We start from the raw sequence: 11,522 nt of genomic DNA on the forward strand, positions 1-11,522 counted from the left end.
TCTTTAGTTAAATATGTAAACTATACTCAGGGATGCTTTGGAGGGGCCGAAATAGTGATAATGGCCTTTTTCCAGTAATTCGGCACACACGTCAGGGCATTTATATTTCTTATAATCGATATATTCATACCCTACACCGACGGAAACTTCTATATTCCAGTGGCGGTTGAGCATGATGTGGTATCCATAACTTATGCCTCCACCGGCCAGCCAGCCTGCATATCGGTGCTCTTTCAGCCAGGGGAAGAGCCCGAAAGGCATCTTTTTCCCTCCTACGTTGAACTGCGCTCCGTTGAGATAGGCTCCCCAAAAACTGCCGTTGAATTTCTGGCAAGTCCAGTAGCGGTATTCAGGTTGTATGAGCCAATATTTGTTGACATATCCTTCCGAGCGTTTCCACGGACGTATGCTGCCGGACAAATCGAATGTGGATTTGGAGCCGAAGGCATATTCCACACCGGCATTCAGCGCACCGTTGGCGGCGGAAAGCAGGTTGCTTTTGACAGCCATTTTCTGTGCGGAAACGGAAAGGGTGCCGCCGAGCAGAAGACAAGAAAGGATATACCGGGTTTTCATATTTTATTGTATATTGGTTTGATTGGATTCAAAGAATATTTTCAGGTTATAGGTGGCTTCTTCCGAGCCTTCGGCTTTGGCTGCTTTCAGCAGGCGAATGCCTTCGTAGGTGTTGTTGCACAACAGTTCGTAGGCGCCACGGCAGTTTTTGTAGGCAAGCGTTTCATGGGAAGCCATTTGCAGATAGCGGCCGGCTGCCTGTGTGTTGCCCCGTTCGATGGCGGCAGCAGCGGCGTTGAGGTTGGCAACGGGGCTTGCCGGATATATCTTGACACTAATATCTATGATTTTGTAGAACTGTTCCGGAATGTTCTTGTAGCTGATGGCTACGGTGTAAAGCTCGCGTAACGAAAGCATCTGCGGATTGATTTCGGCTATGACACGCGCTTCGTCCAGACTGAAGTTCAGCTCTTTCTGGTTGCGTTCATCGGTTGCGTCGCTTTCGGGAGATACATAGCTTCCTTTGAAATATGGTTTGGCAGATGGTGCAGACGGGGCAGGGGAAACAGGACGGTGTTCCGGAACAACGGGGGCAGAGGGTGAGGCTGCTGCCATAGGAGCTTCCCGGTTCCTGTCCTGTTGGGGAACGAAATTATCTGTTACTTTTGCTATATGGGTTGCTTTGTCCGGAATGGGGATATTTTCACTTTGTACTTTCTCTCCGCTGCCGTTGATGACTTCTTTCTTGAGGTTCAATGTGGCGAACTGTACCCAGTCGGCTGCCGGGAGGGAAGCACGGTAGTGGATAGTCTGATCGCTGTCTGTCAAGGGGATAGCGGTAAATACGGGAGTTACATTCGCTTTGCCTCTTCGTTTGTTGAGCGCCAGGGTGCGGCGGTATAGCCGATGTGCACGTTCTCCGTTGAGCAGAATTTGAGGTAATTCTGCAGTGTGGGTTCCGTCTGTGAGGACAGGGGTGAGACGGATATGGCTTTTGGTGTCCATCTGGGGAACATTGAGAGTCATTTTCATGGACACTATGGCAGAGTCCTGTCCGAGAGTAACGGAGGGAGGCAGGATATCAAGTTTCAGGTTTTGTGCAGTGGCAAAGGTGCCGCATAATAAAAGACTGAATAGTATGTTTGTCTTGAGTTTCATGACTGATAGGGTATATTTGCTTTTATATTTATTGAATGAAATAAATGAATGATATGCCTAGCTGGGTAGGTCCGACATAGTTGGAGTGGGATTTCTTAATAAGTGCGTCTCCTTTGGCGGGACCGTATTTATTATAGGTGAGATGGGCGTATCCGACAGATATGCTTGCTTCAAGACTCCAGAATGTGCTGAGCAACCATTGGTGTCCATAGGTAATGCCGCAACCTATCAGATTACCCTGATAACGGTTGTTCTTTACTGTTGTAAAAGGAGTGGTTCCACCGAAATTGTATTGGGCGAAATGGGCTTGCACCCCGAAAAAACTTCCTATGAATGTTTCATTGAGCCACCAACGATATTCGGGCTGGATCAGAATATGTTTCATTTTTTTGTTTTCTCCCAGATTCCAGGGATTATAGTTGACGCTCAGATTGAATGAATGGGTGTCATCACACCTTATTTCTCCTCCCAGGTTGAAAGTGCCGGTAAGGTCATAAAGAACATTGCTTTTTACAGCGATACTTTGAGCCGAGGCTATACGCGGAGTTATAACTGCTAGCATGATTGCTATTATAAATAAGTAAGAATGTCGCATTGTCAATATTTTTGTTTTGTTTTTTTTCTGTTACTTTAGAAGTAACGGAAGGGAAGGAGGGAGGGAAAAAAACATGAAAACAGCAGTAAAATAAAGATTTAGTGGCTGTTAGAGAAGATAAAAGACTGGGAATGTAGCTTAACTCATATTGACGATCAGAGTATGGGCAGGGAGGGCTATATGCGGAATAAAAAAATTTTTTGAAATAAAAACGAAAAAAAAGTGTAGAAATCTTGCACTGTATCTAAAGTTTGTATACTTTTGCTTCCAAAATCTGTTCCGTTACTTCTAAAGTAACAGTCTTGTAATTTACTGTTTTATAATGTAATGTGAAGTTTTAAAATTGATTATATAGAAATGTTAATGTGATTAATTATTACTTTATTTGCTTTGTCTAATTCATCGTTTTTAAAACTTTTCAAATAGGTTTCGGTCACCTTTGTGGAGGAGTGCCCTAGGGCATCACAAATCAATTGTTCCGAAAAGTGGCAGTATTTAGCCAAAGTGGCCCAAGTGTGGCGGCTGGTGTAGGAACTGACATTGAGTTTGATTCCGCAGTATACCGCCAGTTGTTTCAGGTCATAGTTCAGTTTCCGCAAGGCATGTTGGTATTCTGCATATTCTTCTTCGCTTTTCCGGTTTCCACTGAGAATGGGAAGCAGGTAGGGGGAGTTGGAATCTGTATTTTGATACCGTTTGATAAGGTTCATGGCAGCGGGAGGAATCTCTACGGTGAGCAGGGTTCCTGTTTTGTGGCGGCGGTAGGAGATAACGGAATCTTGCAGGTCTGTTTTGCGCAGGTGTGCCAGATCCACAAAGGGCATCCCGCGTAACAGGAACATTAGGGTAATCCATGCCCGGCTCTCTTCCATACTTTGCGGCAAGGGGCGTGGAAGGGAGGCACTTAATAATTTGCTCATGTCTTTGGCATCGAGGGCGCGTTTGGTATTGGCTTTTACACCAGTATATACGTGACGGAAAAGACGGGGCTTTTCTTCTGTCAGACCATCGTCCACGGCTTTGTTGTAGATGCTTCGCAAGGTACGCATATAAGTGGAAACAGTGTTCCAGGTGCATCCCTTGTTACGCAGATGGTTCTCAAATTGTTTCAGGTATGAACGTTCCATCTGGTTGAACCGGATGGTGTCGGTCTTGCAGAAGAGCATGAAGGCGTTCAATGTGCTTTGGTAGATGTGGGCGGTACTGAAACGCTCTTCTTCTTTTAGCGACCGGATAAGTTGTTCCATAAATAGGGTCAGGTTAGATTTTTCTTTCATTGTTCTTTCATTTTTAAAATTTAGATACTGTATATTTCTCAGTTTAAATGCGCATTCTCTGAGTTAATTTTAAAAGTCCGGATGAGTTTATTTGTTCATCGTTTTATTTCTTTTTGTGATAGCTTGTGCTTTTTCCTCGCTTTTTGACGATTGGCGGAGGTCTTGTGAGTACGTCTTGTTGTTTTTTTCGTCTAACTGTAAATAATTTATATGAAAAGAATGAAAAATATCAGGCTAGGAACACTTGTCGCATGTATGTGCGTGTTATGGGGGTGCGAGAAACCCAATGTGAATATTGTGATGCCGCAGGAAGCGTCGAACCGGGTGCTGTTTGCTGGAGAACATTTGAAAAAAGCGCTGGAAGATGCGGGGTATTCGTCTGTTATGTTGTCGGATACTGCCGGTATAGATAAAGATGAGGTCTGCATCCGTCTGGAACAGGCTGCTGATACAGCCGGACTGAAAAAGGAGGGATTTACCATTTCTACCCGTGGAAACATGACTACAGTGACAGGAAACGACGGAAACGGTGTGATTTACGGCTGTCGTGAATTGATAGATCATGTAGGACAATACAAGGATTTGAAGTTTCCGGCACAACTGACGGATGCTCCCGAAATGGTGCTTCGCGGAGGTTGTGTAGGGATTCAGAAAATGGAATACCTGCCCGGAAGAGGGGTGTATGAGTATCCCTATACGCCGGAGAGCTTCCCTTGGTTTTATGATAAGGAACAATGGATAAAATATCTGGATATGCTGGTGGAAAACCGTATGAATTCCTTGTATCTGTGGAACGGGCATCCGTTTGCTTCCTTGGTGAAGCTGGAAGAGTATCCTTTTGCCGTAGAAGTGGATGAGGAAACTTTCAAGAAAAATGAGGAAATGTTCTCGTTTCTGACTGCCGAAGCGGACAAGAGAGGTATCTTTGTGATCCAGATGTTTTATAATATATTGTTAAGCAAGCCTTTTGCCGAGCATTACGGGTTGAAAACACAGGATCGTAACCGTCCTATTACTCCGCTGATCAGTGATTATACACGTAAGTCGGTGGCCGCGTTTATAGAAAAATATCCCAATGTGGGTTTGCTGGTATGCTTGGGGGAAGCGATGGATACCTACGAGGATGATGTGGAGTGGTTTACCAAAACCATTATTCCGGGAGTGAAGGACGGGTTGAAGGCACTGGGGCGTACGGATGAGCCGCCCATCTTGCTGCGTGCGCACGATACGGACTGCAAGATGGTGATGGATGCCGCGCTGCCGTTATACAAGAACCTCTATACCATGCATAAATACAATGGTGAGTCACTGACTACTTACGAACCGCGAGGTCCTTGGTCCAAGATACATTCGGATCTGAGTGCTTTGGGAAGTATTCATATCAGTAATGTGCATATTCTGGCAAACTTGGAACCGTGGCGTTGGGGATCTCCCGACTTTGTACAGAAAGCGGTGAATGCCATGCACAATGTACATGGAGCCAATGCCCTGCATCTGTATCCGCAGGCTTCTTATTGGGACTGGCCGTACACGGCTGATAAGTTGCCGGATGGCAAACGGGAGTATCAGCTGGACCGTGACTGGATATGGTACAAAACCTGGGGACGCTATGCATGGAACTGTCATCGGGACCGTTCATCTGAAGTGGAATATTGGGACAAGCAGTTGGGTGATTATTATGGTACGACTTCTGCCGAAGCCGGAGATATTCTGGAGGCATACGAGCAGAGTGGAGAGATTGCTCCGAAGTTGCTCCGCCGTTTCGGCATCACGGAAGGGAACCGGCAGACTTTGTTGCTGGGTATGTTTATGAGTCAGTTGGTGAATCCTTATAAATATACTATCTATCCGGGATTTTATGAGAGTTGCGGGCCGGAGGGCGAGAAGTTGATAGAATATGTGGAGAAAGAATGGAAAAAACAGCCGCATGTGGGCGAATTGCCGCTGGATATTGTGGCGCAGGTGGTGGAACACGGTGATAAGGCGGTGGCGGCCATTGACAAGGCTGCCGCAGCGGTGACTCGTAATAAAGAGGAGTTCGGACGTTTGCAGAATGACATGCATTGCTATCGTGAATTTGCTTATGCCTTTAACCTGAAAGTGAAAGCTGCGCAGCGTGTCTTAAACTATCAGTGGGGAAAGGATCTGAACGAATTGGACGCTGCTATTCCATTGATGGAACAAAGTCTGGATCATTACCGCAAGCTGGTGGCATTGACGGATAGTACTTATTATTATGCCAACAGTATGCAGACCGCGCAACGCCGTATTCCTATCGGTGGTGACGGTGGCAAGAACAAGACCTGGAAAGAGATGCTGGTGCATTATGAAAATGAACTGGCTAATTTCAAGGCGAACTTGCAGTTGCTGAAAGATAAGGCGGCAGGTAAGGTGACGGAAAGTGCAGCTGAGATAAAACCTTTGTCCGCCGCAAATGTGAAGATTCTGAACGGACTGACTCCGGTGAAACTGGCGACGGGTGCAAGCCTGTTTTCCAATGTGCCGGGCAAGGTAGATGCGTTGGCCGCCGAGCTGGAAGGGCTGACTGCTTATAGAATGAACGGGGATGTGCAGCGCAAGGAAGGTACGACAATAGAGTTTGAAGCGGCTGCTCCGGTGAACTTGTTGGTAGGTTATTTCCGTGATGACCAGAAGAAGTATGCGAAAGCTCCGAAACTGGAAACGGACGCTTCTGCCAATGATTACGGTCAGGCGGAACCGAAACTGACCAATGCTGTACGCATAGCGGGTATGCCGCTGGCGAATGTACATGCTTATCATTTTGAGGCTGGAAAGCATACCTTGTTGCTGCCGAAAGGATATACGATGGTGTTGGGATTTACAGACGCACAGGTAACTCCACGTAATGCGGGACTGGCCGGTGCGGAGGAAACGATGGACTGGATGTTCTATTAGTAGCCGTAGTTCCAGAGGCTGGAATCCGTAGTATAGCGTAAAATTTTCAAGTATATCTTGAGAATTTTACGCTATTTTTGTACATAGTTCTAAGATTTTTATAAGGAAAAGTTGCTTAACTGATAAACTTTTTTTTATTTTTGGCGTATGAGCAGAAAGATAATAGCATACGAAAACTACTATTAAAGATTTTTTTGATGCTCTGGATAAAGGTACGCAAGAAAAAGTCCTATATGGATTACTCTTATTAAAGACTCAAGATGGACTACCGGCAAAGTATGTGAAGTTTCTTAAAGAGGGTCTGTATGAGTTAAGAATAGAGTGGCAAGGTAATGTCTATAGGATTTTCTTCTGTTATGATAAAGGGCATATTGTTATATTGTTCAATGAATGCTTTCTTTACCGGGCAAATAATTGAAGAGGCAAGGAAGAAAGCAAATATGACACAGGCGGAACTTGCCGAAAAGATAGGGACTAATAAGTCTTATATTTCCCGTGTGGAAACAGGAAAAACAGAGCCTAAGGTTTCTACTTTTTATCGTATTGCTTCTGCTTTGGGATTGAATGTTGAGCTGACCCCTGCTATGTGATGGTAAAAATAGAGAATGAGATAAAAGTTCTCTGAATGGGTACATTTTCTTCTTTTGTCCGTCTTGCCAATAGATAAAAAGATAATTATGAAGAAGATATTGATACTGGCATTTTCACTGTTGTCATTGGGAACATACGCCCAACGTGAAGTTCCGCAATCGCGCATGGAGCAGATTTATGAGGAAGCCAAGACTCCTTATAAATATGGGCTGGCTGTAGCTCCGGCCGACAACAAGCATAAAATAGACTGCCCTACCGTGTTCCGCGAAGGGGATAAGTGGTATATGACCTACGTGGTTTATAATGGTAAGAGCGGACTGGACGGACGTGGATACGAGACATGGATAGCCGAAAGTGATAATCTGTTGGAATGGCGTACATTGGGACGTGTCTTGTCTTATCGTGACGGATTCTGGGATTGCAACCAGCGTGGTGGTTTCCCTGCATTGCCGGATATGGAGTGGGGAGGAAGCTATGCCCTGCAGACGTATAAAGGCAAGCATTGGATGACTTATCTGGGTGGGGAAGGGACTGGATATGAATCGGTGAACAAGCCGCTGTATATTGGTTTGGCCTGGACGGACCGGCCTTTGGGTTCTGCCCATGAATGGCAGGCACAGGATCAGCCCGTGATGAGTATCCATGATAAAGACGCGCAATGGTGGGAAAAGCTGACTCAATATAAGAGTGTGGTCTATTGGGATAAGGAGAAAACATTGGGCGCACCTTTCGTCATGTTCTATAACGCGGCAGGACGGCATCCGGAAACGGATTTGAAAGCGGAACGGGTGGGTATCGCCTTGTCCAAAGATATGAAGAAATGGAAACGATATCCGGGCAATCCGGTCTTTGCACACGAAGCGGACGGAACCATTACGGGGGATGCGCATATCCAGAAAATGGGCGATGTGTATGTCATGTTCTATTTCTCGGCTTTTGAACCGAGCCGCAAATACAAGGCATTTAATACATTTGCTGCCAGTTATGACCTAGTACATTGGACGGATTGGAAAGGGGCGGATTTGATTATCCCTTCTAAAGACTATGATGAATTGTTCGCTCATAAGAGTTATGTGGTGAAATACAATGGGGTGGTGTATCATTTCTATTGTGCCGTGAATGACGCGGAACAACGTGGTATAGCCATTGCTACCAGCAAACCGATGGGACGTTCACAAGTGCATTTCCCGGAACGGGAGGTGAAGAATCGCCGGATGGTGATGGAATTGGATAAAGGATGGAAAACATGGCTGACGGAAGCAACTCATCTGAAAGGGTTGTTTGCTCAAAAGGCAATAGAAGTAAATATTCCTCATAACTGGGATGATTATTATGGCTACCGCCAACTGACACATGGTAATTTGCACGGTACTGCCATATACGAAAAGACCTTCACATTGGATGATTCTCAGTTTCTAATTTCCAACTCTTCATTCGGAAAACGTTATTTTCTTCGTTTTGAGGGAGTGGGGACGTATGCCACTATAACGTTGAATGGAAAGGATTTCGGCCGTCATCCCGTAGGGCGTACTACGCTGACATTGGATGTGACGGATGCGTTGAAGCTGGGAGAGAATAAGCTGGTAGTGAAAGCGGAACATCCTGAAATGATAGCCGACATGCCTTGGGTGTGCGGTGGCTGTTCCTCGGAATGGGGATTCAGCGAAGGTTCCCAGCCTTTGGGAATTTTCCGTCCCGTGGTGCTGGAGGCTACGGATGAGATCCGCATTGAGCCTTTCGGAGTGCATATCTGGAATGATGATAAGGCGGGAACTGTCTTTGTGGAAACGGAGGTGAAAAATTACGGAAAGACTGCTGAGACGGTGGAAGTGGTTAATAAATTCAGTAATGCGGATGGCAAGCAGGTGTTCCGCCTGACGGAGAAGGTGACTTTGCAGCCGGGTGAAAGGAAGGTGGTGAAGCAACAATCGCCAGTGCAGAATCCTGTTTTATGGAGTACGGAGAATCCTTATTTGTATAAACTGGCCAGTATGATAAAGCGTGGTAAGAGTACTACGGATGAGATTAGTACACCCTTTGGTATCCGTACCATCAGTTGGCCGGTGAAACGGGAGGATGGTGACGGACGGTTCTATCTGAACGGACAGCCTGTCTTTATCAATGGAGTGTGTGAATATGAACATCAGTTCGGACAAAGCCATGCTTTCAGCCGTGAGCAGGTGGCAGCCCGTGTGAAACAGATCCGTGCGGCGGGCTTCAACGCTTTCCGTGACGCTCACCAGCCCCATCACCTGGATTATCAGAAATATTGGGACAAGGAAGGAGTCTTGTGGTGGACTCAGTTTTCGGCCCACGTGTGGTATGATACTCCGGAGTTTCGTGAGAATTTCAAGAAACTGCTCCGCCAGTGGGTGAAAGAGCGTCGTAACTCGCCCAGTGTGGTGATGTGGGGATTGCAGAACGAAAGCACGCTGCCTAAGGAGTTTGCCGAAGAGTGTAGTGAGATTATCAGGGAAATGGATCCTACGGCCCGTACCATGCGTGTGATTACTACGTGTAACGGTGGTGATGGGACAGATTGGAATGTTATTCAGAACTGGAGTGGAACCTATGGTGGTGATGTGAATAAGTATGGCCGTGAATTGTCACAGAAGAATCAGTTGTTGAACGGTGAATATGGGGCATGGCGCAGCATCGGATTGCATACGGAACCGGCAGCTTTTGATGTGAATGGTGTATGGAGCGAGGAGCGTATGTGCCAGCTGATGGAAACCAAGATACGACTGGCGGAACAGGCAAAGGACAGTGTGTGCGGACAATTCCAATGGATATTCAGCAGTCATGATAATCCGGGACGCCGCCAGCCGGATGAAGCGTATCGCCGGATAGATAAGGTGGGACCATTTAATTATAAAGGATTGGTGACTCCGTGGGAGGAGCCGCTGGATGTATATTATATGTATCGCGCGAACTATGTGCCGGCTTCCGAAGATCCGATGGTTTATCTGGCATCTCATACATGGGAGGACCGTTTTGCGACAGGCCGCAGACGGGCTACCATTGAGGCGTACAGCAATTGTGACAGTGTGTTGCTGTACAATGATGCGGTGGATGCTGAATACTTGGGACGGAAATTGAATCATGGGGTGGGGACTCATTTCATGTGGGAAAACCGCGATATCCGTTACAATGTGCTTCGTGCTGTGGGGTACTTTAAAGGAAAACCGGCAGCGGAAGATGTGCTGGTGCTGAACGGTCTGGAAAAAGCTCCTCATTTTGAGGCTCTTTACCGTGGTTCTGCTATAGTGCCTGTTGCTGCCGACCGGTTGAACGGAACTGATTTGTTGAAAGGAGCTGAGGGATATACGTATCTTTATCGTTTGAATTGCGGAGGAGACGCTTATACGGATACGTATGGTCAGGTCTGGGCGCAGGATAACAGCCGTTATTCTCATTCGTGGGCGGAATCGTTTGTTCATCCGTCGGATAGTGTACAGTTGTTGAGCCCTTATCAGGCGAGCCAGCGTACCACGAATGATCCCATTCATGGCACTAGGGACTGGGAATTGTTCCAGACTTTCCGCTTCGGACGCCATAAGCTGAACTTCCGCTTTCCCGTTCCGGATGGCGAGTATCGTGTGGAACTTTATTTTACAGAACCCTGGCATGGTACAGGAGGCGGCGTACAGACGGATTGTGAAGGCTTGCGTATTTTTGATGTAGCGGTAAATGATAAAGTACTTCTGGACGACTTGGATGTATGGGCTGAAGCGGGTCATGACGGCGCTTGCAAAAAGGTGGTGAATACTATCGTGAAAGGGGGAGTCTTGAAGATTAATTTTCCGGAGGTGAAAGCGGGGCAAGCTTTGATTTGTGGCATTGCGATAGCTTGTAAAGGCGACTTGGATTCCGTTCGCTCTTTTTCTGCCCATAGCTTCAGCTGGGCTGCACAAGACAAGGAGGTGATGGAAAAGACTCCCAAAGAATTATTGCCTGAAGATAAAAACGCCCGTGCCAATGTGACTTATCAAGCGGAGGATGCTGTGCTGAAAGGTAAGTTCATAAAGAAAGAGGTTAAGAAACAAACCGGGGTTTTCTTTGGTAAAGGTACACAAAGCAGTATTACTTGGAACATTTCTACCGGTCTGGCACAAGTCTATGCTCTTCGTTTTAAATACATGAATGTTACAGGGAAGCCTATGAAGGTGCGTATGCAGTTCATTGATTCCAAAGGGGTGGTACTGAAGGAAGATAATCTGACTTTTGCCGAAACTCCCGGAAAGTGGCGTATGCTGAGTACAACGACGGGTACGTATATCAATGCAGGCTATTATAAGGTGGTGCTTTCCGCACCGGATATGGAGGGACTGGCATTGGATGCGCTGGATGTGCAATAAAGTATTTTTTTATTTGCCGGTAGGAATAAATAGTTTATCCTTAATTCCGCAACACTATTATAAATTAAACTTTTTAAGTACCTGAGCAACAAAAAGTTGCTCAGGATTTTG

At 46.2% G+C, this 11,522-nt stretch carries 8 protein-coding genes; 4 read left to right on the forward strand and 4 right to left on the reverse strand.

What is annotated here, in order from left to right; translation table 11 throughout:
- Positions 1 to 3: 3 nt before the first annotated feature.
- From AB5935_RS17025 to AB5935_RS17040, 4 genes are all read right to left on the reverse strand, one after another.
- On the reverse strand, positions 4 to 576 hold the full coding sequence (locus AB5935_RS17025; RefSeq protein WP_008673023.1) for a DUF3575 domain-containing protein: 573 nt from the start codon (positions 574 to 576) through the stop codon (positions 4 to 6).
- A 3-nt stretch (positions 577 to 579) separates the two neighbouring features.
- Positions 580 to 1,674, reverse strand: coding sequence for a DUF3868 domain-containing protein (locus AB5935_RS17030; protein WP_149940741.1), 1,095 nt, complete (start codon positions 1,672 to 1,674; stop codon positions 580 to 582).
- 28 nt (positions 1,675 to 1,702) lie between these two features.
- Positions 1,703 to 2,269 carry a DUF3575 domain-containing protein gene (locus AB5935_RS17035; RefSeq protein ID WP_007852576.1) on the reverse strand — a complete coding sequence of 189 codons (567 nt, stop codon included), beginning with the start codon at positions 2,267 to 2,269 and terminating at the stop codon, positions 1,703 to 1,705.
- Positions 2,270 to 2,616: 347 nt separating this feature from the next.
- Positions 2,617 to 3,546, reverse strand: coding sequence for a tyrosine-type recombinase/integrase (locus AB5935_RS17040; RefSeq protein ID WP_007838011.1), 930 nt, complete (start codon positions 3,544 to 3,546; stop codon positions 2,617 to 2,619).
- A 219-nt stretch (positions 3,547 to 3,765) separates the two neighbouring features.
- Here AB5935_RS17040 and AB5935_RS17045 point away from each other — a divergent pair, with 219 nt between their 5' ends.
- From AB5935_RS17045 to AB5935_RS17060, 4 genes are all read left to right on the forward strand, one after another.
- Positions 3,766 to 6,462 carry a glycoside hydrolase family 20 zincin-like fold domain-containing protein gene (locus AB5935_RS17045; RefSeq protein WP_202183605.1) on the forward strand — a complete coding sequence of 899 codons (2,697 nt, stop codon included), beginning with the start codon at positions 3,766 to 3,768 and terminating at the stop codon, positions 6,460 to 6,462.
- Between the two features lie 202 nt (positions 6,463 to 6,664).
- The gene (locus tag AB5935_RS17050) at positions 6,665 to 6,880 is read left to right on the forward strand and encodes a type II toxin-antitoxin system RelE/ParE family toxin (RefSeq protein WP_227414173.1); all 216 of its coding nucleotides are present in this window, start codon (positions 6,665 to 6,667) and stop codon (positions 6,878 to 6,880) included.
- Positions 6,819 to 7,052 (forward strand): helix-turn-helix domain-containing protein, encoded by a 234-nt coding sequence (locus AB5935_RS17055; RefSeq protein ID WP_008673015.1) that lies wholly within the window; start codon positions 6,819 to 6,821, stop codon positions 7,050 to 7,052. Before AB5935_RS17050 ends, AB5935_RS17055 begins: the two co-directional genes overlap by 62 nt.
- Before the next feature lie 87 nt (positions 7,053 to 7,139).
- The gene (locus AB5935_RS17060; RefSeq protein ID WP_007845072.1) at positions 7,140 to 11,411 is read left to right on the forward strand and encodes a malectin domain-containing carbohydrate-binding protein; all 4,272 of its coding nucleotides are present in this window, start codon (positions 7,140 to 7,142) and stop codon (positions 11,409 to 11,411) included.
- Positions 11,412 to 11,522: the final 111 nt, after the last annotated feature.

The organism is Phocaeicola sp. RTP21198st1_B8_RTP21198_201120 (genome assembly GCF_040929485.1).
GTDB lineage: Bacteria > Bacteroidota > Bacteroidia > Bacteroidales > Bacteroidaceae > Phocaeicola > Phocaeicola dorei.